General features: G+C 66.3%; 19 protein-coding genes and 1 tRNA gene. 15 read left to right on the top strand and 5 right to left on the bottom strand.

Going from position 1 to position 24,044, the window contains the following annotated elements:
* The first annotated feature begins 42 nt into the window (after positions 1-42).
* Positions 43-1,050, top strand: coding sequence for a LacI family DNA-binding transcriptional regulator (locus ABEA06_RS12220; RefSeq protein ID WP_303381697.1), 1,008 nt, complete (start codon positions 43-45; stop codon positions 1,048-1,050).
* Positions 1,051-1,060: 10 nt separating this feature from the next.
* Here ABEA06_RS12220 and ABEA06_RS12215 read toward each other — a convergent pair whose 3' ends face one another.
* Positions 1,061-1,849, bottom strand: coding sequence for a hypothetical protein (locus ABEA06_RS12215; RefSeq protein ID WP_345311647.1), 789 nt, complete (start codon positions 1,847-1,849; stop codon positions 1,061-1,063).
* 210 nt (positions 1,850-2,059) lie between these two features.
* On the opposite strand from ABEA06_RS12215, the gene ABEA06_RS12210 reads away from it, so the two are divergent.
* Positions 2,060-2,665: a M48 metallopeptidase family protein gene (locus tag ABEA06_RS12210; RefSeq protein WP_345311646.1), complete on the top strand. Its 606-nt coding sequence runs from the start codon at positions 2,060-2,062 to the stop codon at positions 2,663-2,665.
* On the opposite strand, the gene ABEA06_RS12205 is transcribed toward ABEA06_RS12210, so the two are convergent.
* Entirely contained in the window at positions 2,662-4,152 is a 1,491-nt protein-coding gene (locus tag ABEA06_RS12205) for a zinc-dependent metalloprotease (RefSeq protein WP_345311645.1), read from the bottom strand. The genes ABEA06_RS12210 and ABEA06_RS12205 overlap by 4 nt on opposite strands.
* A gap of 280 nt (positions 4,153-4,432) precedes the next feature.
* Here ABEA06_RS12205 and ABEA06_RS12200 point away from each other — a divergent pair, with 280 nt between their 5' ends.
* The 5 genes from ABEA06_RS12200 (at position 4,433) to ABEA06_RS12180 (ending at position 10,398) form a co-directional block, all read left to right on the top strand.
* The gene (locus ABEA06_RS12200) at positions 4,433-5,518 is read left to right on the top strand and encodes a YlbL family protein (RefSeq protein WP_303381701.1); all 1,086 of its coding nucleotides are present in this window, start codon (positions 4,433-4,435) and stop codon (positions 5,516-5,518) included.
* A 109-nt stretch (positions 5,519-5,627) separates the two neighbouring features.
* Positions 5,628-8,621 (top strand): UPF0182 family membrane protein, encoded by a 2,994-nt coding sequence (locus ABEA06_RS12195; RefSeq protein WP_345311644.1) that lies wholly within the window; start codon positions 5,628-5,630, stop codon positions 8,619-8,621.
* Between the two features lie 204 nt (positions 8,622-8,825).
* Positions 8,826-9,584 (top strand): AI-2E family transporter, encoded by a 759-nt coding sequence (locus ABEA06_RS12190; protein WP_345311643.1) that lies wholly within the window; start codon positions 8,826-8,828, stop codon positions 9,582-9,584.
* 92 nt (positions 9,585-9,676) lie between these two features.
* Positions 9,677-9,750, top strand: a tRNA-Met gene (locus ABEA06_RS12185).
* 276 nt (positions 9,751-10,026) lie between these two features.
* Positions 10,027-10,398: a hypothetical protein gene (locus tag ABEA06_RS12180; protein WP_345311642.1), complete on the top strand. Its 372-nt coding sequence runs from the start codon at positions 10,027-10,029 to the stop codon at positions 10,396-10,398.
* 133 nt (positions 10,399-10,531) lie between these two features.
* Here ABEA06_RS12180 and ABEA06_RS12175 read toward each other — a convergent pair whose 3' ends face one another.
* Positions 10,532-11,287 carry a PspA/IM30 family protein gene (locus ABEA06_RS12175; protein WP_303381705.1) on the bottom strand — a complete coding sequence of 252 codons (756 nt, stop codon included), beginning with the start codon at positions 11,285-11,287 and terminating at the stop codon, positions 10,532-10,534.
* A gap of 120 nt (positions 11,288-11,407) precedes the next feature.
* Positions 11,408-13,426 (bottom strand): TPM domain-containing protein, encoded by a 2,019-nt coding sequence (locus ABEA06_RS12170; RefSeq protein WP_345311641.1) that lies wholly within the window; start codon positions 13,424-13,426, stop codon positions 11,408-11,410.
* A gap of 246 nt (positions 13,427-13,672) precedes the next feature.
* On the opposite strand from ABEA06_RS12170, the gene ABEA06_RS12165 reads away from it, so the two are divergent.
* Entirely contained in the window at positions 13,673-15,097 is a 1,425-nt protein-coding gene (locus ABEA06_RS12165) for a S1C family serine protease (RefSeq protein WP_129699928.1), read from the top strand.
* Between the two features lies 1 nt (position 15,098).
* Here ABEA06_RS12165 and ABEA06_RS12160 read toward each other — a convergent pair whose 3' ends face one another.
* Positions 15,099-15,563: a tRNA (cytidine(34)-2'-O)-methyltransferase gene (locus ABEA06_RS12160; RefSeq protein ID WP_129699927.1), complete on the bottom strand. Its 465-nt coding sequence runs from the start codon at positions 15,561-15,563 to the stop codon at positions 15,099-15,101.
* A gap of 117 nt (positions 15,564-15,680) precedes the next feature.
* Between ABEA06_RS12160 and ABEA06_RS12155 the strand changes: the two genes are divergently transcribed.
* The 7 genes from ABEA06_RS12155 to ABEA06_RS12125 all read left to right on the top strand — a co-directional run bounded on the left by ABEA06_RS12155 (position 15,681) and on the right by ABEA06_RS12125 (position 23,969).
* Positions 15,681-16,910, top strand: coding sequence for a cysteine desulfurase family protein (locus ABEA06_RS12155; RefSeq protein ID WP_193554297.1), 1,230 nt, complete (start codon positions 15,681-15,683; stop codon positions 16,908-16,910).
* A 143-nt stretch (positions 16,911-17,053) separates the two neighbouring features.
* Entirely contained in the window at positions 17,054-18,211 is a 1,158-nt protein-coding gene (mnmA, locus tag ABEA06_RS12150; protein ID WP_345311640.1) for a tRNA 2-thiouridine(34) synthase MnmA, read from the top strand.
* 9 nt (positions 18,212-18,220) lie between these two features.
* Entirely contained in the window at positions 18,221-18,616 is a 396-nt protein-coding gene (locus ABEA06_RS12145) for a chorismate mutase (protein WP_129699921.1), read from the top strand.
* Complete coding sequence (locus tag ABEA06_RS12140) at positions 18,613-19,662, top strand: hypothetical protein (RefSeq protein ID WP_345311639.1); 1,050 nt, start codon at positions 18,613-18,615, stop codon at positions 19,660-19,662. The genes ABEA06_RS12145 and ABEA06_RS12140 overlap by 4 nt, the downstream gene beginning before the upstream one ends.
* An 88-nt stretch (positions 19,663-19,750) precedes the next feature.
* Positions 19,751-20,437: an MtrAB system response regulator MtrA gene (gene mtrA, locus ABEA06_RS12135; protein WP_303381709.1), complete on the top strand. Its 687-nt coding sequence runs from the start codon at positions 19,751-19,753 to the stop codon at positions 20,435-20,437.
* A complete protein-coding gene (gene mtrB, locus ABEA06_RS12130) occupies positions 20,434-22,257 on the top strand; it encodes an MtrAB system histidine kinase MtrB (RefSeq protein ID WP_345311638.1) in 1,824 nt (607 codons plus the stop codon). Before mtrA ends, mtrB begins: the two co-directional genes overlap by 4 nt.
* Entirely contained in the window at positions 22,254-23,969 is a 1,716-nt protein-coding gene (locus tag ABEA06_RS12125) for an LpqB family beta-propeller domain-containing protein (protein WP_345311637.1), read from the top strand. Before mtrB ends, ABEA06_RS12125 begins: the two co-directional genes overlap by 4 nt.
* Positions 23,970-24,044 lie beyond the last annotated feature (75 nt).

Genomic DNA, 24,044 nt, shown 5'->3' with positions numbered 1-24,044 from the left:
TGATTAGCATGTGGAGATCGAATTGAAAGGGGATACCGCGGCATGCACGGACGCAACGACCCACCGCGTCGAGCCACGAGTGCCGACGTCGCGCGGTTGGCCGGGGTGTCTCGAACCACCGTCAGCTTTGTGCTCAATGACACCCCGCACCAGTCCATCTCGCCCCTCACTCGCCGCAGGGTCCTGGACGCCGCACAGCAATTGTCGTACGCGCCGTCGGCGGAGGCGCGGTCCCTGAGCCGCGGGCATTCCAGTTCGGTGCTGCTGTATCTTCCCCCGGCGCGTGCTCTGTCGGAGGACATCGGGGACATGATTGAGCGACTCTCGGTCTTGTTCGCCCACGTCGGTCTGTCCATGGTGATCCACGCGTGGACGCGGAGACCCGCGGCCCAGGTATGGTCCTCGGTGACGCCCGCCGCAGTCCTGGCGTGGGACCTGCGGGATGACGACGCCGAGCTCATGCGTCGCAACGGCGTGCTCGGCGTGGTCTCCTGGACAGGCTCTGATGCCATGGGTCGGTGGATCACGGGCCCTCGCGAGGAGGAGATTGTTCGACTGCAGGTCGAACGGCTCACGCGAGCAGGCCACCGGCACCTGGTGTACGCGGTCACCGGCGGGGATCACATGCATGGTGCCGCCCAGTGGCGATACGAGGTTCTGCGGCGCGAGTGCGCGTCACTGCAGCTGCCCGAGCCGGCCGTGCTCCACGTTCCCGCTGATCCCCACGGGGCCGCCGAGTCCTTGCAAGCATGGCGGGGGCGGAATCCAGCGGCGTCAGGTGTGTGCGCCCACGATTCCACCGCAGCGCTGGCGGTACTGTCGGGCATGCGAGTGCTGGGGTTGACTGCGCCGAGTGACCTGGCCGTTGTGGGCGTCGGCGATTCCCCGGCCGCAGCGCTTGCCCAGCCGCCCCTGACCATGGTGGCGCTGGACACGGACATCACCGCCCGCTACATCGTGGATGTCATAACGTCCCTCGTGCGTGGTGCACCCGCGCCGCCCATCCCCCGCAGGAGTGGGGCGTCGATCGTGGACCGCAGTTCCGTGTGATCCACCTGCGTCAACCGTCCAGGGTGCACAGGCAGTCCCCGCGGGGTGTCAAGACGGTCCGGTGGAGTCCGTGGCGGACCGTGAGCCGTCCCGGAGCTTCCACGGCCACATCGTCTCGGGGGGTGACCTCGGATTCCAAGGCCCGGCCCAACAGTTCGGCCGCGAGGTGGGACGCGGTAATGACGCGTGTCAACGTGGTGATGGCGGGGGAGTGCGGGGTGGCTACCGCTTCATGATCTCGGAGTGGCTGATTGCGCAGCAGCCTGCGGGCGTCACGGACGGCCACCTCCAGACATTCCCGACATGGTCGGCGGTACCAGGGGGTCAGGGGCCAGGTCAGGGACACGGACCCGTCCGTGACGACCGTGATCGTGGGCAGGTGAGCGTCCGGTGTCGTTGCCAAGACCGGTACGGAAAGGTCCTGGGGGAGCGGCCCCGCCACACACGCACTGCGCAGCATGACGGCCGTGGGGATGACCGATGAGCAAAACAGCTCGGGCGCGCTCAAGGGAACGCAGCGCGGCCACCGAGCGCGAAGCAGCTTGCGCAGCGCGTATTCCCGCGGTGAACCCGCGAGCGCGGAGGGATAGGGCCCCACCGCTGCATCGTGGACCGTCACGAGAGTTGGATCCGTGACATTGAGCAGGCACACTCCGGCATCCGCCATGAGCAGGGCGGTGGTTGCGGCAACGGGATCCAAACCCGCGAACAGCACATGCACCTCATCAGGCCGGGAGGCGGACGCGGAGGGCCGCTGATCCACCGAAAAAGACGTTGACGTGTCGGGTGTGGGCGCCATGAGTTGCTCCGCTGGTCGAGGATCGGTTGGTTGTCCCAGGCTGTCAAGAAGCCGAGGAAGGCGCAGCACAAAATCCGTCATCCACAGTTCGAGTGCACCCTGACGGCCCGCGGATTCGCGTGAGCACGGCACACCCGGGCGAGAAATGCGACCTCGAGCGGGTCTGCCGTGATTGGTCAGCACCACCCCTCAGGTGGTGAACTACGGACCATGTCCCCGTTCCAGCCGCCCCGCAGCGCGCAGCCACGACACCCCGAGCCGCAGCCGCCCTCCGACTCGCCCGAGGTGCTCGTGCAACGCAGCGCTCGCCGGAAAAAAACGGTCAGCGCCCACTTCAGCGGAGACACGGTGATCCTGGCCGTCCCGCAATCGGCCACCCGCCGCGAGGTGGAACAGTGGAAAACCACCCTGGTGCCCAAGATCGTGGCCAAACGGGATCGGGCCCGGCAGAACGCACGGCGGCGCGGAACGGATGAGGCCCTGTGGCACATGGCCCAGGAATTATCGGCCACGTACCTGAACGGCCAGGCACAGCCCACCCAGGTGAAATGGTCCGCGCGGCAGAACACCCGCTGGGGGTCGGCAACTCCCAGCACCGGTGTGATCAGGATTTCCACTCGACTGGCCGTCGTGCCGGACTGGGTGTTGGAAACCGTGGTGCTCCACGAATTGGTGCACTTGCTGGAGGCCCAGCACAACGACCGATTCTGGTCGCTGGCCCGCAGGCACCCCAAAGCACGCGACGCCGCCCAGTTCCTGGACGGCGTCGCGTGGGCGGATACCAACCCGCGGGAGGGGTCGGCAGCCACTGATTAGGCCTTGGGGGTGTCTCCGGGCTCCTCCGGCGAGTCTTCATCGGAGTCAGCGGAACCCTCGGAACCACCCGGCCCGTTCGGATCGGAGGAGTCGGAACCGGCGGGAGCATCGGACTCGGCGCCCTCGGCCCCGGCCGCGGGACCGCCCTCGGAGTCCTCGTAACCACCGGAGAGCAACTTGGCCAGCGCGGCGTCCATTTCGTCATCGCTGGCGGTCAACAGGCCACGGCGCTGTTCGAAACCCTCGGGATCATCGAGGTCTTCGTTGCTGGGCAGCAGTTCCGCAGATTCCCAGAGCCCGTCTCGTTCCTGGATGCCGCGCTTGCCCTCCACGTGCTCCCAGAACGCGGCGGCCTCGCGCATCCGGCGCGGGCGTAATTCCAGACCGACGAGCGAGCCGAAGGTGCGTTCGGCGGGGCCGCCCTCGGCGCGGCGTCGGGACATCATCTCGGTCAGCGCCGCGGCGGAAGGGATGTTGCCGGTCGAGGCCACGGTGACGCGCGTGACCCAACCCTCGATCAGCGCCAGGACGGTTTCCAGGCGTGCCAGGGTGTCTTCCTGCTCGGGGGTCATCTGCGGGCTGAACACCCCGGACGACAGGGCGTCCTGGATGCCGGACGGGTCCATGGGATCCAGGTCCTGCGCAATGGTCTCAATGCGGTCCATGTCGATGTGAATGCCCGCGGCGAACGAGGTGATCAGGCCCAATACGTGATCGCGCAGCCACGGAGCACCGTGGAACAACCGCACGTGAGCGGCCTCGCGGATGCCCAGGTACAGCATCACATCGGTTGCGGGCAGCTCCAGGCCCTCGCTGAATTCGGCAATGTTGGAGGGAACCAGTGCCGAGCGGTCCTTGGCCAGCGGTAGGCCCACGTCCGTGGAGGACACGACCTCGCAGGACAACGCGCCCACTGCCTGACCCAGCTGCATGCCGAACAACATGGAACCCGCGCCGGACAGCATCCCCGACAGGTCCGCGCCGCCCATGGCCTGGGAGAGCTCGGGAGGCAGCTGCTTGGTCATGGCCTCGGTCATCGCGTTGGACACTGACGCCGCCACCGGCGTGGTCATTTCCTTCCACGTTTGCGCGGTGGCCTCGATCCACTCCGCCCGTGACCAGGCCGCGGGCAGGGTGCTGGGTTCGGCGAAGGCCGTGTTGGGCGTGAGCCACAGTTCGGCAAGTTTCATGGCGTCGTCCACGGCGCCCTTCTGCTTACCGGTCACCGACGGATCGCCCTTTTGCGAGGCGACCTGACGGGCGTGGTTGCGCGCCAGCTCCCAGTTCACGGGCTCATCGGTTCCACCGGAGCTCATCATGGACTGGATCTGTTGGAACATCATGGACATCGCCTGCGGGTTCACGGGCATACCACCGGGCATGTTCTCGCCCGACATTCCCTGGGATCCGAGCAGACGTTCGAACATCTCCTGGAACGGATCCTTCGGGTTGTCGCCGTTCTCGTCACGAGGAGGGTTCGAACTCATGGGTACCGCCAATCGGGTGGGGAAAAAGGATTCGATTAAGCCTATCGGCAGGGCCCTGGGAGTACCACCGGGGCGGCCCCACAATTCGCTGCCAGCTCACGGAACGGCCGCTCACCCCCGCTGGGTGCCCCGCCGACGCCGACGCCGACGACGCCGCCGACGCCGCGCACCCGGCCGAGCGTCGTCGTCGCCGTCGCGTGCCGGCCGGGGAGCGGCGGGGCCGGTTCCCAGGGGAGGCACGTACGCTATGACGGTCCTGACAACGGTGAGAGGAGCGCGCGTGCGCAGCACTGATGGCACCACGCGGTGGTCGCGATCGCGCAAGAAGCGATCCCTGGAATCGGTGAGCCTCATGGGCACCGCGGCCCTGTTGATCGCCGGTGTGGTGATCCCCGCGCCCTTCGTCATTGAATCCTCCGGTCCCACCTTCAATACGGTGGGACAGTTCGAGGACCGGGAACTGGTGCGTATCGACGGTGCGCAGACGTACCCGAGCGAGGGCAACCTGGACTTGACCACGGTGTACGTCAAGGGCGGGCCGTCCGGGCACGTCAACGCGGTCAACGTGCTCATGGGTTGGTTGAACCCCTCGGACACCGTGCTGCCCCAGGACACCGTGTACGACCCCACTCTTACGGGACAAGAGGTGGACGACTCCAATGCTGCTGCCATGCAGACCTCCCAGGAGGATTCGGTCGCCGCGGCCCTGGACTACCTGGACAAGCCGTTCAAGACCACCCTGCAGGTGCACGCGAGTATTCCCGACACACCCGCTGACGGTGTCCTGGAACCGGGGGACACCCTCGTCGCCATGAACGCCGAAGACATCACGGAACTGGACCAGCTGCGTGACGGTCTGGACGAGGCGGGGGACCAAGGCGTGGACCTGACCGTCAAGCGGGGCGATGAGACCGTGACCCGTCACGTGGACCTCACGCGCAGCCAGGACACGGGCAGGTGGCAACTGGGCGTGTATTTGATTCCCGAGTACGAGTTCCCGCTCACGGTCGATTTCGAACTTGACCAGGTCGGTGGGCCGAGTGCGGGCATGATGTTCGCGCTCGGTGTGATCGAGGAGCTGACCCCCGGATCCATGGTGGGCTCCGAACACGTGGCCGGCACCGGAACCATTACCCCGCAGGGCGAGGTCGGTCCCATCGGAGGGATCAGGCAAAAACTTCAGGGCGCCGCGGACGCCGGTGCCCGCTATTTCCTGGCGCCGAGCGGAAACTGCAACGAGGTCACCGATCACGTCCCGGACGGCCTGGACGTGATCGAGGTGGAGAACCTCGGCGAAGCCGTCAATGCCGTGGAACAAGCGGCCGCGGGCAATATCTCCGCCCTCCCCAGTTGCGGTACCAGATGACACCCCCGGGGAGTGTCATTGCACGTGCACTGACCACCCCGCAGAATAGTCTTGACCTTGACCTAATAACAGATCATGTTCATCAGCGCAGGAAGCTCAGAGGTAATCAGTGACCGCCGGATCTGCTGCCCCCCGTCCATCCAGAACCTCCTCGGGAGGCCGCCAAAAACGCGGAGCACTGATCCCCACGGTGATTGCGGTGGTCGTTCTGATCGCCGCCTTCGTGGGCTTCACGCAGGTTTACACCAACATCCTCTGGTACGACCAGCTCGGATACCTGCGCGTGTTCGTCACACAGAACATCGCGGTGATCAGCCTGTTCATCGTCTCGGCGCTGGTCGTGGCCGGACTGATGTTCCTGAGCCTGTGGCTCGCCTACAGGTCCCGGCCCAAACAGAACGCCGCCCAGACCACGGACACCATGCGCAAGTACCAGCAAGCGCTGGACCCCGTGCGCAGGATCGTCATGATCGCCGTCCCGGTGATCTTCGGCCTGTTCGCCGCATCCACCATTGCCACCCAGTGGCAGACCGTTGCTTTGTTCTTCAACCAGGAACCGTTCGGTCAGACCGATCCGCAGTTCAACCTGGACCTGAGCTTCTACGTGTTCACCCTGCCGTTCCTGCGACTGCTTCTGGGCTTTTTGGTCACCGCGCTGTTGTTGGCCGGTGTGGCCGGTTTACTCATGCATTACGTCTATGGCGGTATTCGCCTGCACGAGCGCGGCATCGACTCCACGCGAGCCGCTCGGGTCCAGTTGGGTTCGATCGCGGCGGCGTTCCTCGCACTGCAGGCCGTGAACTTCTGGCTGGATCGCTACTCCACCCTGACCTCGAACTCGGGTAAGTGGACCGGCGCGCTCTACACGGACGTGGAAGCCGTCATCCCCACCAAAGGCATTTTGGCCATCGCAGCGTTGTTGGTGGCCATTCTCTTTGTCGTGGCCGGTTTCATCGGCCGCTGGCGGCTCCCGCTGATCGGTGCGGCCATGCTGGTGGTGGTGGCCGTGGTGGCCGGTGGCCTGTACCCGTGGGCCGTCCAACGTTTCCAGGTGACCCCCACCGAGCAGGCGCTGGAAAACGAATACATCCAGCGCAACATCAACATGACCCGGCAGGCCTACGGCCTGGACAACACCGAGGTCACCCCCTACGACGCCACGACCCAGACCGAGCAGGGTGCGTTGCGCGAGGACACCGAGACCACCTCGAACATTCGTTTGCTGGATCCCAACGTGGTGTCCTCCGCGTTCGCGCAGCTCCAGCAGTTCCGCCCGTACTACCAGTTCCCGGACATGTTGAACGTGGACCGCTACGAGATCGACGGTGAAGTGCAGGACACCGTGATATCCACCCGCGAGCTCAACCCGGACCAGATCGACGGCTGGTACAACCAGGCTGTGGTTTACACCCACGGTTACGGTGTGGTGGCAGCGTACGGTTCCCAGGTCCAGGCGGACGGTAAGCCCGAGTTCATGCAGTCCGGCATCCCCTCCACCGGCGAGATCTCGGACAGCTACGAACCGCGGATCTACTTCGGTGAAGACTCGCCGCAGTACTCCATCGTGGGCGGTTCCGAGGACGACGTGCCGCTCGAACTCGACCGTCCCCAGACCAACGACGACGACGCCGGCGACGCCAAGACCACGTTCGCCGGTAACGGTGGGCCCGGCGTGGGTAACTGGTTCAACCGTCTGGCTTACTCGATCAAGTTCCAGTCCACGGACATGCTGCTTTCGGATGCCGTGCGGGACGAGTCGCAGATCCTGTACGACCGCAACCCGCGGGAGCGGGTGGAAAAGGTAGCTCCGTACCTGACGGTGGACGGCAACCCGTACCCGGCCATCGTGGATGACAAGGTCGTGTGGATCGTGGATGCATACACCACGGCTACTTCCTATCCGTATTCCACGCCGTCCGTGCTGCAGGATGCCACGCAGGACACCCAGACGGCCCAGGGCGCCGCGGCCACGCTGCCCCCGGAGCGCGTGAACTACATTCGCAACTCGGTCAAGGCCACCGTGAACGCCTATGACGGTTCCGTGGACCTGTACGCCTGGGATGACCAGGACCCGATCCTGAAGTCCTGGCAGAAGGTGTTCCCCGAGACCATCAAGCCGTACTCGGAGATGTCCGCGGACCTCATGGCCCACGTGCGCTACCCCGAGGACATGTTCAAGGTGCAGCGTGAGCTACTCAACCGCTACCACGTGACCAATGCGAACAGCTTCTACGCCAACGACGACGTGTGGTCCGTTCCCAACGACCCCACCCAGCAGGACCGCGACGTGGCGCAGCCTCCGTACTACCTGTCTATGCGCATGCCGGGTGAGGACAAGGCCAACTTCTCCCTGACCACGTCCTTCATTCCGCAGCAGAACGAAACGGGCAACACCCGCAACGTGATGTACGGCTACCTCTCCGCCAACGCGGACGCCGGAACGGGTGAGAACGGCGTGAAATCCGAGGACTACGGCAAGTTGCGGTTACTCGAACTGCCGCGTTCGTCCGTGGTGCCGGGACCGGGTCAGGCGCAGAACGTGTTCAACTCCGACACCGATGTGTCCACGGAACTGAACTTGCTGCGACAGGGCGCCTCCGAGGTCATTAACGGCAACCTGCTGACCCTGCCGGCCGGTGGCGGCATGCTCTACGTGCAGCCGGTCTACGTGCAGTCCTCCGGCGACGCCGCGTACCCCACGCTTCGGCGTGTGCTCGTGGGCTTCGGTGAGAACGTGGGCTTCGCCCCGACGCTGGAAGAAGCTCTTGACGAGGTCTTCGGCGGCGACTCCGGCGCCACCACCGCGAACGGCGCGGGTGTCAGCGAGGCCGAGGCGCGTGAGGCGCAGGGCGACAGTGCGGAAGGCGGTGCGAGCGGTAACGAGCAGGACGGTGCCTCCGCGAGCCCGTCACCGTCGCCTTCGGGATCGGCTCCGGCGCCCCGTTCGTCGTCCCTGCAGGAGGCCCTCGACAACGCGAACACGGCCATGCAGGAAGCCGATCAGGCCCGCCGCGACGGCAACTGGGCCGAGTACGGTGAGGCCCAGGAGCGTCTGCAGCAGGCCATTGACGAGGCACTGGAGCAGGACGGCGCGACCGGGTAAGACACCACCGGGCCTGGCCGGGTCCCGCGACGGGGCGCTCATCCCACCGGATGGGCGCCCCGTCGCATGCCGTGGCGCGGGCAGTGGGACTGGCACCGGGTTTCTGACGTGACGGGGAGGCGCTTACCCAGGTCAGCGGGAGGTTCATCGTGACACCGGAGCGAATTGCACCGGAGCGGCTTGCGCTCACAGGAAGTGGTCATCATGCGCGTTCCTCCCGGATCGACTACCTCCCAGCAGATCGGGCGGCACAGCATCGCGTCCCGCTCCCACGAGGTCTCCCCGCACCGCCAGCTGTCCCGGCCCGCCGCCCCGGCCAAGTCGTCCTTCATGAAACTGTGGACGGACGCGCTGGGGCGGGCCGCGATCCGCGGTGTGCAGTTGCTCGTGCTCATTGCCGTGGCAGCGGTGGTGTTCTACGTCCTCCTGGCGGTGAAGGTCGTGGTGCTCGCGGTGCTGGTCGCCCTCATCCTGGCCTCGGCGGTGCGCCCCCTCGTCTCCGCCCTGGAGCGCCACGGCTGGCACAGTGCCCCGGCCGCCGCCGTGGTGTTTCTGTCGCTGCTGCTGCTGCTCGGCGGGGTGGTCACCGGGGTCGCGCTCGGCATCCGTGGGTCGTTGCCCGATCTCACGACCGCCGCGGCCTCCGGGTGGCGCCAACTACAGGACCTCGTGCACGGCGGCCCGCTCCCGGTTCCGCTCGATGCAGGCACGGTCAACGACGCCCTCTCCCAGGTCGGTGACTACCTCAAGAGCGCCACGGCCCGCAACAGCGCGATCACCGGGCTATCGGTGGCCGCGGAGGTGCTCACGGGGACCGTGCTGATGGTGATCGTGCTGTTCTTCTTCCTCAAGGACGGCCCGCGTCTGTGGGCCTTCGTGCTGCGCTGGTTCCGCGGCAGCACTCGGGCCCGGCCGCCCCGCGCCGTCGCCCCGGCCGAGCACGACGGCGCCCCCGGCACCTGACCGCCCCGGCCCCCAGCTACGCGGGGACTTTCTCTGAGTCGCCTAGTCGATTTGCACGGTGTGGCTGGGGGACGTATAGTTTTGTTCATCGCCGCGGGGTGGAGCAGTTCGGTAGCTCGCTGGGCTCATAACCCAGAGGTCGCAAGTTCAAATCTTGCCCCCGCAACTCGATTAAAGAATCCCCGGTCAGCACAGCTGGCCGGGGATTCTTCATGTCCAGGTGGGGGACAAGCCATGGGTCCGTGTGGTTCCTTTGGGCCACAGCGGACCGTGGCCCCTCCTCGGGGCCGGTGGACTCGGCTAGTTTGGCGCTATGGGAGTTCCGGAGACGTTGGTATCGCTGAGGAAGCACCGCTGGGCGCGGCTGGCCCTCTTACCCCTCAACCTGTCTATTCCGGCTGAGGTGGAGATCGGAAGCGAATTCAGGCTCCTTCACTACGGAATGGGCACGGTGATTTATCCGGAGGTGACCATCGGTGATCGCGTGCGGATTTATCAGCAGGTCACCGTGGGCCGAAAAGATGCCCACCTGCCCCGTGCACAGTCCCGGTTCGAGTGGCTGACCATCGGGGACGACGTCGTGCTGTTCCCCGGCTGCAAGGTGCTGGGCGGCGCCGGCGTGACCACCATTGGCCGCGGCACACTGGTGGGTGCCAATGCCGTGCTCATGAACTCGACCGGTGAGAATGAGATTTGGGCCGGTAACCCGGCTCGCCTCGTGGGGCACCGCAAGGATCTGGCCCGACCAGCCACCGGCCCCAACACCGACATTGACACCGAGGCCGCGGCATCGTGGGCACGGGCGAACGTGTGAAGGGCGGCCCCGCAGCAATGCGCGGGACCGCCCTTCGTTCCACAACACCGGCGACGTCACTGTCGGAACGTACCGAGGCTGGAACGGGTGATGTGGTGCCTCAGAATTACACCGGGGAGAGCTTGCCCGCCCCTTAGATTTCCTCGGCGGAGACGATCTTTTCGCCGTCCTTGCTGCCCTGGCCGGCCTTGAGTGCTGCCAGTCGTGCCTCGATCTCGGTCTGCTGACCCATGTCTTCGAGCGCTTCGAACTGACGGTCCAGGGAGGAGTCGGCCAGTTCCTGCTGACCGGCCACGCGGGCCTCCTCGCGGCGGATCTTGTCCTCGAAACGAGAGACCTCGCTCGTGGGATCCATGATGTCGAAGGACTTCAGGGAGTCCTGCACCTGGGCTTGAGCCTGCACGGTCTTCTGACGGGCGTTGAGCTCGTCGCGCTTGGCGGAGAGCTCCTGCAGCTTTCCGCGCATGGTGTTGAGTCCGCCCTTGAGCTTGTCGACCACTTCGGTCTGGGAGGCGATCTGCGGCTCGGCCGCCTTGGCCTCGGTCTCGGACTGGATCTGACGCTGGAGGGCAACCTTGGCCAGGTTGTCGAACTTCACGGCCTCGCCGGACTTACCTGCCCCGCGGAATTCCTCGGCCTTGTTGGAAGCGGCCAGGGCCTTGGAACCCCACTGCTGGGCCTCCTGCAGGTCCTCGGCGTGATCCTTTTCCAGCAAGCGCAGGTTACCAATGGTCTGGGCCACGGCCGCTTCGGCCTCGCGGATGTTCTCGGTGTAATCGCGCACCATTTGATCCAACATCTTTTGCGGATCCTCGGCGGAATCGATCAAGGAATTGATGTTGGCCTTGGCCAACTGGGCAATGCGCCCGAAGATGGACTGCTTCATCATGGTGTTCTCCCTTGTTGTTGGAACTATGTCTGATCTGGACGTTCTGGTTCAGCGTGCAGCACGGTGGGTGATCTGCGGAACAGCTGCCGGGAGGAATCCTCGGACAGCTGACAGTACCGGTCAGAAATTACCGCCGATGTCGAAACCGCCTCCGCCGCCTCCGCCGAAGCCACCTCCGAAACCGCCGCCGCCCATGCCGCCGCCACCGAATCCGCCGCCGCCTCCGCCTCCGCCGAGGATGCCGCCCAGCAGGATGCCACCGAGCATGGCGCCGCCCATTCCGTTACTGCGTCGACCCATTCCGCCGTAACCGCCGTACCCTCCCGGATAGCTGAACTGGTCGACGTCGCTCTGGGCCGCACGCTGCGCCCCATCGGCCAGGCGGATGGCCTGATTGGCCTCGTTCAGGGCGCGGACGGGATCGGAGTTCTGCAGTTGCTGAGCCACATCGAAGTGCCGTTCGGCTTCCGAGAGCTGCGTGCGAGCCTCGGACCCCACACCACCGCGGCGGGCCCAGATGTACTCGCCCGCGGTGGAGAGGCTGGCTTGCGCGCTGACCAGGGTGTGCGCCAGGGTTTCCCGGGCGGAGCGGGCCTGGTCGTTCTGGCTGCGCACCGCGGCCAGTCCCTTGTCGAGTTCGTCCTTGGCCTCGGCAAGTCGGCGGGTCGAGCCCACGGGATCGTAGCGGCCGGACGCCATGTTCTGGGTGACGGTGCGAAGTACGGAGCGCACGCCCGCGGCGGCACCCGCCAGCTCGGGGCGGGAACCCTGTTCCACGAGCCCCTCGGCCTCTGCCACATCACGCTGGGCAATGCTGACCGCGTCCTTGAGGGACTCCTCCGCCCGGTTCAGGTCCCGTTGCGCGTGCTCCACCGATGTCACGAGACCCTGGGCCTGACCCACGGCCTCCTCGGCGGCGCGGATGCCCAGTACGGCCTCGGACAGGTTGTTGGCCTCCAGCGCGGTATGAGCCTCCGCGATCGCCGTGCCGGCGAATTCGAGGCGGTCGCGCGCCTGCTCCCCGTTGTCGCGCACGGGTGCCAGGGCGGCGTCGTCGTAGTGGGCGGCCAATGACACGAGAAGGTTCTCGGCCTCGCTGAGGCGAGGTTGCGTGTTCCGTAGTTCGGTCTCCACCGATTGCAAAGCCTCCGGGGCGCGTGTTTCCAGCTGGCGCAGATCCGCGAAGCTGCGTTCCTGCTCGGCCAGGGGCGCGCGGGCCTTCTGGGTGCGGTCGATGATCTCGCCCAGCCAGGCGCGCTGGTCCGCCTCGGTGTCCGGGATGTGGTCCTCAAGTTTCTTCTGCAGCTCGAAGGAGGCACGCATGTGCTCCTTGGCCTGCGCGAGGGCTGTTTCGAACGGTTTGGTCTGCTCCGTGCCGTACTGCAACTGCGCGAACTGCAGTTCCTGTTCGGAATGTTGAATGGCGTTGTCCGCCTCGACCAGGCTCGCACCGGCGCGCTTGTGCAGTTCCGGGAGCGGGACCAGGGACCGCTGCGGGGGAGCGTTGCGCCGCCCCGCCGGTACGTTGCCCTGCCGGGATTGGTTCCGACCGCGACGCCGCTTGCCCATCAGCGCTACCGCGCCCACGCCGGCGGCGGCGATTCCGCCCAGAACGACGACGCTGCCGACCACCCCGCCCGCACCGTCGATGCTGACGCCGCCCAGCTCGCTGTTGATGCCTTCCACGGCGCCCATGGCGGCGCCGTCCCAATCGCTGTTGCGCAGGGCGGGAACCACGTTGTTGGTATAGATGTCCTGGACCTGAGACTGGCTCAAGGGCCCGGAGTTACCCGCGTACATGCGGGCCTGTCGAGAATCGGTGGCCACGGCCAGCACCGCATCGTTGCTGCCGAAACCGTTGGCCTCCGCAAATTCTTGGATCCAGTCGGAGGGGTTCGAGGGATCCGTGAACTGATCCACCATGACCACGTAGAGGGTCACGTTGTGCTCGCTGGCCACCTGGTCGATGCCCTCCTGCACCTGGGACTCGTTACTCAGCGCATTGGCCGAGTCCACGATGCGCGTTCCGGGATCCACGGTGGCCGGGGGCTCGGCGAATGCCGGCTGGGCCGAGACCGCCAACGCAATGCACGCGCCCGCGGTCGCTATGGTCCGACGAATTGAGCTTGCACGGCTCATGATCCTCATTTCCTCGAGCGACTACCACGGGCAAGAGTACGCAGAATACTGGGCAACCTGGCGGCTACTTCGCTGAAAGCCTACGCCGCGCCCGTGTGTGCGTCACGTGATCAGAGATCATGGGGATGACATTCAGGGAACCATCACAGAGACCCCAGCCCATTCAGCCACGACTCAGTGCAGGGCACCATACTGGGGCTCAGAGACCGCCTGTGCCGCCATTGGTACACACTGTGAGGAGCACACATGAACGACCCGCACGAGCCGCGCCCGGGGAACGACCCCCAGCGTTCCGTACCCCAGTACGGCGAGTACACGGGGGGAGCCGAGCGGACCCCGAACGGCTATCAAAAGCACCAAGCCGGCGGGTGGGAGAACCAGTACACCGAGCCGCTTCCTCGTGCGGGAGAACCAACCCAGGGTCACTACGAGTCGCAGGGAGCGACCGCGACGCAGGCACCTGACCGGCACAAGAAGTTCTCCGGCGGGGCCGTGATCGCGGGCATGTTGTTGGCCGGGTTGATCGGCGCCGGAGCGGCCGTGGGGACGGACGCCCTCAACGACAACGGCTCGGGCGTGGGCAGCACCGGCAACACCTCCCCGGTCATCGTGAACGACACCGATTCGGTCAACTCCACCACCGCGGCGACCCAGAAGGCGTCACCGTCCGTGGTCACCATTTCCGCCACCGGCAACAACGAGCAGGGCACCGGTTCCGGCGTGGTCATCGACGATCAGGGCCATATTGTGACCAACACGCACGTGGTCACCCTGGACGGTACGGCGTCCAACGCGACCATTGAGGTGCAGACCTCGGACGGTTCGGTGCGTTCGGCGGAGATCGTCGGCACGGACCCGCAATCCGACCTCGCCGTGTTGAAGGTTGATCCGGAGGGTCTGACACCCGCCGAATTCGCCGATTCGGATCAGCTCAACGTGGGAGACACCGCGATTGCCATTGGCGCACCGCTGGGGTTGTCCGGAACCGTGACGGACGGCATCGTCTCCACCCTGAACCGCACCATTTCCGTGGCCTCATCCGCCGCACCCGACACCCCGGTCGAGTCAGAGGAGAGCCCCGGCGGTTCACAGGACTTCTTCTTCAACTTCCCGGACAACGGCGAATCCGGTTCTCAGCAGGCTCAGTCCTCGGTGTACCTCAATGTGATTCAAACCGATGCCGCCATCAACCCGGGTAACTCGGGTGGCCCGCTCATTGATTCCGAGGGCAAGGTCATCGGTATCAACGTGGCCATCGCCTCCGCCGCGGGATCCTCGGACACCGCGGCCGGCAGCATCGGCGTGGGTTTCTCCATCCCGTCCAACACCGCCAAGCGGGTTGCCCAGGAAATTATTGACAACGGTACGGCCAGCCACGGATACCTGGGCGCTTCTGTCTCCGCCAACACGGAGTCCTCGGACGGGTCCGGGCAGTTCTCCAGCGGTGCACTCGTGCGCAGTGTGGAATCGGGCTCACCCGCAGACGAGGCCGGCTTGCGCGCGGACGATGTGGTGACGCAGTTCAACGGTAAGCGCATCGAAGACGCGGACGCACTGACCGCCACCGTGCGCGAGCTCGCCGCCGGGACCGAGGCCGAGATGACCTACATTCGCAACGGTAACGAGGAAACGACCAAGGTCACCGTGTCGGACGCCGCCCAGCAGGGCTGAGTCACACGCCCTCGGGGAACCCCAGCTGCCGCCAGGCCTCGTACATGGCGATCGATGCCGAATTGGCCAGGTTGAGCGAACGCCTGCCCGGGAGCATGGGAATTCGCACACGTTCGGTGACGTGCGGGTCGTGGAGCACGTCCTCCGGCAACCCGGTGGATTCCCGACCGAACAACAGCACATCCCCATCCCGGTAGCTCACGTCCGTGTGCCGCACCTTCGAATGGGACGTGAAAGCGAAGACCCTGGCAGCACCGAGTTTCTGCCACGCGTCCGCCATGGAGGGATGGACGTCCATGACCGCGAGGTCGTGGTAGTCCAGGCCCGCCCGGCGTAGGTGGGCGTCGCTGAAGTTGAACCCCAACGGTTCGACCAGGTGCAACCGGGCGCCGGTGCAGGCGGCCAGTCGAATGGCGTTGCCCGTGTTGCCGGGGATTTCCGGAGTGTGAAAAAGGATGTGCAGCATAGGGGCGATTCTAGGTGCGCGCGGATGAACACCCGGGTAGCCGTTCTCCACGGGCCGCGTGGCTCGGGGAGGTGAGCGTCACAGCCAAGAATTCGGATCGGATCTAGAATGACGCGCATGTCCGAACACGTCTACATGGATCATGCCGCCACCACCGACATGCTGCCCGAGGCCCTCGAGGCGTTCACGGAACAGGTGCGCCGCGGTGGTAATCCTGCGTCCCTGCATTCGGGCGGGCGATCCGCTCGCATGGCGTTGGAGATCGGGCGTGAGCAGGTTGCCCTGGCGATGGGCGCGGAACCCGTGGAGCTCATTCTGACTTCCGGTGGGACCGAGGCGGACAACATGGGCATCCTGGGTCTTTACCGCACGCGCCGTGCCGCCGACCCGACGCGCACCGTGGTGGTGTTGAGCACCGTGGAACACCACGCCGTCACGGAAACGGCGCAATGGCTTGCGAAACACGAGGGCGCCCAGCTCGAGTGGCTGCCCGTGGACGAGACCGGTCGTGTGCTGCCCGGATCGTTGCGGGACATTCTGCAACGCAGTGCGGACCGGGTGGCGCTGGTGAGCGTCATGTGGGCCAACAACGAGGTGGGCACCGTGCAACCGATCGCCGAACTCGGTGAGATCTGCGCGTCCTTCGATGTACCGTTGCACGTGGACGCGGTCCAAGCCTTCGGGTCCATCCCCGTGAACGCCCATCTGAGCGGAATCAGCACGCTCGCGGTCTCGGCGCACAAACTCGGTGGCCCGGTGGGCGTGGGCGCCCTCTACGCCCCGCGCACCGTGAAACTCGAACCTTCCAGCTACGGCGGGGGACAGGAACGCGACGTGCGCTCGGGAACGGTCAACGCCGCCGGAGCGGCCGCGTTCGGCGCCGCGGTGGAAACAGTACTGACCAATCAACCCGCCGAGATCGTGCGGCTGGCCCGCTTGCGCGATCGGCTCGTCGAGGGGATCCGCCGGGAAGTTCCCGACGCCGTGCTGCGCGGTGTCGAGCCCGAGGCGCCCGAGCGCGAGGCCGAGCATCCCGTCCGGTTGCCGGGCAACGCCCACTTCACGTTCCCCGGGTGCGAGGGCGACTCCATCCTGTTCCTCCTCGACGCCGCGGGCGTGGCCACATCCACGGGTTCCGCGTGCAATGCGGGGGTTCCCCGACCCTCCCACGTGTTGTTGGCCATGGGGGTCGATGAGGACACGGCCCGCGGGGCCCAACGGTTCTCCCTGGGTCACGGGACCACGCCGGAAGACGTGGACGCGGTGATCGCGGCCATGGCAGACGTCTACTCCCGCGCCCGGGCGGCGGGACTGTCCGGCCATGTGCCCACCACCGGCTCGCGCTGAGCCCATTGGTGGTGACCGCAATGCGGCAGGAGCCCGGGCCGCTGCCGAGCACGGCGCGGGGGCTCGGGAATAGAAACGTGTCACCCACCGTTGATTAAACGATTTCTGCAAGCATTGATCATCAATTTACTGGAGGCAGTTCCGTGCGGGTTTTGGCAGCGATGAGTGGTGGAGTGGACTCCGCCGTGGCCGCAGCGCGCGCCGTGGACGCGGGGCACCAGGTCACCGGTGTGCACCTGGCCCTGTCCCGCACCCCGGGAACCCTGCGCACGGGCGCTCGCGGTTGCTGCACGATCGAGGATTCCCGGGACGCGTGGCGCGCCGCGGAGAAACTGGGCATCCCGTACTACGTGTGGGACTTCTCCGAACGTTTCCAGGCGGACGTCGTGGAGGACTTCATCTCCGAATACGCCGCCGGGCGCACCCCCAACCCGTGCATGCGCTGCAACGAGAAGATCAAGTTCGCAGCCCTCCTCAAGAAAGCGCTCGCACTGGGTTTCGACGCCGTGTGCACCGGTCACTACGCCAAGGTCGTGGCGGACGAACACGGTCACAAGGAACTTCACCGTGCGGCCGACTGGGCCAAGGACCAGTCCTACGTGCTGGGCGTGCTGACCGCCGAGCAACTGGATCATGCGATCTTCCCCCTGGCCGAGACGCCGTCCAAGGCAGAGGTTCGGGCGGAGGCCGAGGCGCGCGGGCTCACCGTGGCGAACAAGCCCGATTCCCACGACATCTGCTTCATTCCCGACGGCGACACCCGCGGCTGGCTCGAGGACCACATGGAACTCGCCCCCGGTCGCATCGTGGATTCCGAGGGCGGTGAACTCGGCGAACACCGCGGCGCACAGGCCTACACCGTGGGCCAGCGCAAGGGTCTGCGGATCGGCACTCCCGCCCCCGACGGCAAGCCCCGTTTCGTGCTCGAGATCCGGCCCAAGACCAATGAAGTGGTCGTGGGACCCGAGGCGATGTTGTCGATCGACGTCATGGAGGGCATCCGCCCCTCATGGGCCGGTCTCCCGCCGGTCGAGGTGCAGAACCTGTCCGAGGGCCAGGAAACCAGCGACACCTTTGACGTGCAGGTCCAGGTGCGAGCCCACGGCGATCCCGCGGACGCCGTGGCCTGGTTGACTCGCACCGACGGCGAGGAACGACTCAACGTCCGGTTGCGTCAGGCCCAGCGCGGTGTGGCTCCGGGACAGACCATGGTCGTGTACCAGGGCACCCGGGTGCTCGGGCAGGCAACCATTGACGCCGCGTACGCGGATCGTGCGGCCGCGGTGGCCGGTGCCCACTAAAGTGGCAGCATGACCAGTGCTTCTGATCACGCCAACCCGCCCGTCGCCGACCACTCGATCATGGACCCCCATGCCTCGTGCGTGAGTGATCAGGCGTCCCAGGACGCGCTGAGCGAGTTGCGGAGCATGCGCGGGACGATCGACAACATCGACGCCGCACTGGTGCACCTGCTGGCCGAACGCTTCAAGGCCACCCAGCGCGTGGGTGTCCTCAAGGCCAAGAACGACTTTCCGCCGGCGGACCCCGAACGGGAAAAGGCCCAGATCCAGCGGTTACGCGCGCTCGCCGAAGCCGCTCAGCTGGACCCAGAGTTCGCGGAGAAGTTCCTCACCTTCATCATCAGCGAGGTCATCCGCCACCACGAAGCGATCTCCGAAGACCACCAGCGCGCCGACGCATCGTGAGCGCCCCGGACACTTCTGCCACGGCCGGCGGCCCCGCTGCCGCGGCCGTGACCGCCACATTGACCTGTCCACTGCGCGGGTCGGACATGGTGGAAACCTTCACCGTGATTCGCGGTGAGCTGGGGGCACCGCACCTGTCCGTGCTGCCCGTCCTGGGTGAGCGCGGACCCCATGCGGAGCCCCTGGCCCGGACGGCGGCCATGTTGGACTCCCTGTACGCGGACCGGCAGCCGCACGGTTGGCGCATCACGTCGGTACCGGGCAAGGACTCCCGAGCGGCCCACCACGTGCTGCACAGTGATCTCAACATCATGGCGGATGTGATCGGTCACGAATCCGACAGCGATCACGGTCCCGTGCTCATCTCGATCGTCGGTCCGGTCAGCCTGGCCGCCGGTGTGCACGTGCACAACGGCGAGAAATTGCAGTCCGATCACGGCGCGCGACGCGAGCTGCTTCAGTCCTGGTGTGCGGGTGTGGCCGCGTTCATCGGTGACATGGCACGTAACACGGAAGGCCGCGGCGTCGTCGTGCACGTGGACGAAAGCGAGCTGCAGCGTGTGCTGGAGGGTACGATCCCCACCGCGAGCGGCTACCGCACGCTGCGCGCAATTGGTTCGCACGAGGTGCGTCATGCACTGACCGACGCCGTAGCGGCGTGCCGTGGGGCCGGTGCGGTCGAGGTCGCGATCAGCCCCGGCCGCGCCGAGGCTCGCTGGGCGCGTGACATCGGCGCCGACGCCGCCGTGGCCGTTCCGCCGTCGAGTTCGGTCCACGCGTGGGAGCCGTTGGCGGCCCTCGTGGAGACGGGACTGAAACTGTGGTTCCCCGTGGTGCCCGTGACCGGGCGAGCCACTATCGGTGAGATCGCGAACGTCGTCACGCGGCCGTGGCGTGAATTGGGGATGGCCCCGGAAGCGCTGTTGGGCTCGCGCGTACTGCCCGTCGCGGAGCTGGAAGGGCTGACTCCGCCGCACCTTCCGGGGGCGTTACGCCGGTGCACGGATGTGGCGGGCGCGCTGACGGAAGCCGGCAACGACGGTTGAGTGGCACCTAGGCCGTAGACTTCTCGGCAGAGAAGGTCACTGGCCACCCAGCGCGGCCACGGTAGAAAGTTGAGGGCTCACACAGCACATGAAGGCACGGATTTTGGTAGTCGACGACGACGCCGCGTTGGCCGAGATGATCGGCATTGTGTTGTCCTCGGAAGGTTTCGAGCCCGTCTTCTGCTACGACGGCTCCGCCGCGGAAGAAACGTTCAGGTCCGTTGCCCCGGACCTCGTGCTGTTGGACCTCATGCTGCCCGGAATGGACGGCATCCAGGTGTGCCAGACCATTCGACAGACCTCGGACATTCCCATTGTGATGCTCACGGCCAAGTCGGACACCGCCGACGTGGTGCGGGGCCTGGAAGCCGGCGCTGACGACTACGTCCCCAAGCCCTTCAAACCCGCTGAACTGGTGGCCCGGGTCAAGGCCCGGTTGCGCCCCATTGAACGCGGCGCGACCCAGGAGATCACCCTGGGCGATGTGGTCATCGACGTGACCGGTCACTCGGTGACCCGGGAGGGCGAACAGATTTCCCTGACCCCTCTGGAGTTCGACCTGCTGACCACCCTGGCGAAATCGCCCAACCAGGTGTTCAGCCGCGACGAACTTTTGCGTGATGTCTGGGGCTACCCGCACGCCGCGGACAACCGCCTGGTCAACGTGCATGTGCAGCGGTTGCGCTCCAAGGTCGAACGGGACCCGGAGAACCCCGAACTTGTTCTGACCGTCCGCGGCATCGGCTACAAGGCCGGGGGCCATTCACATCGATGACGGTCGACAGCCGCGAGCGGAATGCGACCCGATTCAAGCCAAGGTGGATCCGTAGACTTCGCCTGGGACGCAGAATCCTGTCCCGGCGGTGGCATCAGTCCCTGCAGTTCCGGGCCATCCTGGTGGCGCTCACGCTGACCCTGTGCGCGTTCTTCGCCACGGGCAGCTTCATGTCCCATCAAATCGCGGACCGGTTGTTCTCCGACCGGCTCAATCAGGTGCTGGCCGAAGCGCGCACCGACATCGCGGACGTACAGGCAAGTTTTGACGCCTCGGACGCGTCGGACCGCACCGAGGTCCAAGCCCTCATCGACTCCACCATGGGCGCCCTCAGCATGGACTCGGAAGAGGCCGGTCGGCATTGGATCCTGATTCCCCTCGATCGCGGTGCCGGACAGTCCTTCGTGGGAGTGCAGACCCAGAGCCCCTGGATGACTTCCGCGTCCGTGCCGCAACAGCTCCAGCAGCGCGTGGCCGAAGGGGACGGCACGTATTGGCAACCCGCCTCGGTGCGCATGGAGGAAGGCGGCGCCGAACAACCCGTCATCGTGATCGGTGACGTGGTCCAGCTCAATCAGAACGCCCGCTACGGCCTGTTCTTCGTCTACGATTTCGCGGACCCCCAAATCACTCTCAATTCCATCCACGCGGTCCTGCTGCTGTCCATGGTGGCGTTGTTACTGCTGGTGGGAACCATTGTCTGGTACGTGACGCGTGAAGTGGTGCGCCCGGTTTCCAGCACGGCAAGGGTCTCCGAACAATTGTTGGAGGGCGATCTGGATGTGCGCATGGAGGTGCGCGGTTCCAACGAAGTGGCCCGGTTGAGCCGCTCCTTCAACCGCATGGCGGACAACTTGCAGGAACAGATCACCCAGCTCGAACAGCTGTCCACGATGCAGCAGACCTTTGTCTCCGACGTCTCCCACGAACTGCGTACCCCGCTGACCACCGTGAAGATGGCGGCCGAAGTGCTCTACAACGCGCGGGAGGAGTTCGACCCTGTCAATCGCCGGTCCGCGGAACTGTTGCACCATCAGGTGGATCGCTTCGACTCCATGCTCTCGGACCTGTTGGAGATCTCGCGTTTCGATGCCGGGGCCGCCACCTTGGACATCGCCTCCACGGATATTTTCTCCGTGATCTACGACGTGGTGGAGGCCGCCGGACCCCTGGTGCTCAAGTGTGGTTCCACGCTCACCGTGCGTTCCCAGCTGACTCGCTGCGTGGCCCAAATGGATCAGCGGCGCATTGACCGGATCATTCGCAACCTGGTGTCCAATGCGCTGGAACACGGCGAGGGTAAACCCGTGGAGATCTACGTGGCCTCGAACGAGAACGCCGTGGCCGTGGCCGTGCGCGATTACGGAATCGGTATGCGGGAAGAACAAATGACCAAGGTCTTCAACCGGTTCTGGCGTGCGGACCCCGCCCGCGCGCGCACCGTGGGGGGTACCGGTCTGGGGCTGTCGATCGCGCTGGAAGACACGCGCCTGCACCGCGGCCAGTTGGACGTGTGGGCCCGCCCGGGCGAGGGCGCCTGTTTCCGGTTGACCCTGCCGTTGGTCCGCACGCAAGCGCTGGACCCGGACGTGCCGAATCCGCTGCCGATGCCGCCCGCGCCCGTGCTGGCCGACTCCACGGCCCACGTGACCGACACGGGCTCCTTGGCCCTCACCGCGCAGGTGGACCCGTTCGCGACCGGCACCGGTTCTCACGCCGTCCAGCTCGGCGAGTCGTCCATCACCGCGACGCCCGGAGCCTTGGAAACCGCGGCGGGCTCCGCCGCAGCGAGCGATCAGCCGGGAACGGAGGCCCCATGACACGTGAGCCCAGCAACCATCGACCGCGGCGACGTCGGCAGTGGGCGGCGGCCTGCGCACTGGCAGCGACGCTGGCCATGACCGGCTGCGGGGCCATGCCCCGATCGGGCCCCGTGCACAAGGTGGTGGAACCCACGACCGAGGCCCAAGAACAACCCGCACGGTATACACCGGCCACGCCCCAGACGGGCGCGAGCGCGCAGGAGATCGTGGAGGGCTTCCTCACCGCCGGGGTGGGCGCCCAGGACGACTACGCCGTGGCGCGCCAGTACCTGACACCCCAGCTGGCCAACACCTGGAAGCCCGACACCCGGGTGCTGGTCTACAAGGGTGAACCCAGCACGGTGCCGCGCCTCAGCGACGGTCAGTACCGAACCAGCCTGGAAGTCGGCGCCGAGCGTTCCGCCAACGGTGTGTTGGAGCAGCAGCCCGAAGGCACGACCCGCGTTCTGGATTTCACGCTCACCTCCGTGGACGGGCAATGGCGTATCTCGGAGGCCCCGGACGGCGTGATCGTACCCTTCGATGACTTCCCCGAGATCTTCAAGGCCTACACGCTGTACTTCTTCGATGACGACTACGGCCGTTTGGTTCCGGATCCCCGCTGGTTCGCGGAACGATCCACGGTCCCCACCGCCATGGTGCGCGAATTGCTGGCGGGCCCGGCGGCCCACCTGGACGGGGCGGTGACCTCGGCGCTTCCCGGGGGCGCCACCCTGGCGCGCTCGGCGGTGCCCGTGTCCGACGGAACCGCTTCCGTGGATCTCAATCTGGCTCAGTTCGACCCCGCGGACGTGGAGCGGGGCAAGCGCATGGAGCAGCAGCTCGAGGCGTCCCTGCAGGGCGTACCCGCCGTGGACACCGTGGAACTCAGCATCAATGACGCCCCGGTGGAGACCTCCGGTAGCGACCGGGACGAACCGGTGCGTGAGGTCACCGTGCCCAATCGGCAAATCGGGGTGTCGCACAATCAGCTGGCCTTCTACCAGGGCGGACAGACCGAACTCATCAATGACGTACCACTTTCCGGGGATGCGCAGATCGTGCGCCCCGGGATGGACCAGGCGATGGAGAATTTCGGGTGGGTCGGTGGCGCCGGCGGCGCCGTGTTCACCGCGGCGCAAGGGGAATCACCGGTGCAGCGGTGGTCCGGTGAGGACCTGACGCGACCCAGCTTCGACATCCAGGGCTGGGTGTGGGGCTCCGGTGCGGACGGGGTGGTTCATGCCGCCCGTACGGACGCGGACGACGACGCCATCACGGTGGCGGCGGACTGGCTGGCCGATGATCGGGTCGCCGGTCTACGAATCTCCCGCGAGGGGAACCGGGCACTCATCGTCACCACCAACGAGGGCCAAGATCGTTCCAACGTGTGGCTGAGTGGCATCGTGCGCGACGAGTCGGGCCGCCCCACGGAGCTGAAACAGGGCAATCTGGTCGCGGCTGATGTGGACGTGGACACGGTGCAGTGGATCAGCGGTACCGAATTCGTCACCACGGCGCTCGGGGAGAACGGCAACTCACAACCCCGTCAGTACAGTGTGTCCGGCTCCAACGAGGCACTCCCGTCCCTGGTGGGTGTCACGTCCCTGGCCGGGGGCAACGGCTCCACCGCGATCTACGGGGCCGCGGAAGGCAACCTCTACTTGCTCACGGGAAGTTCCTGGTCCCAGCAGAGCGACAACGTCACGGACACGGCCTTCGCCGGGTGAGAGCTACTGCACCGGCCCGACGGTGATCGGCCTCGATAGGGGTGGCCGCGCGGTGATGCGTGGCGGGCGCACGGC

The organism is Kocuria gwangalliensis (assembly GCF_039544365.1).
GTDB lineage: Bacteria > Actinomycetota > Actinomycetes > Actinomycetales > Micrococcaceae > Kocuria > Kocuria gwangalliensis.
The sequence above is the reverse complement of the archived record's forward strand: the minus strand, read 5'-3'. Positions and strand labels throughout refer to the sequence as shown.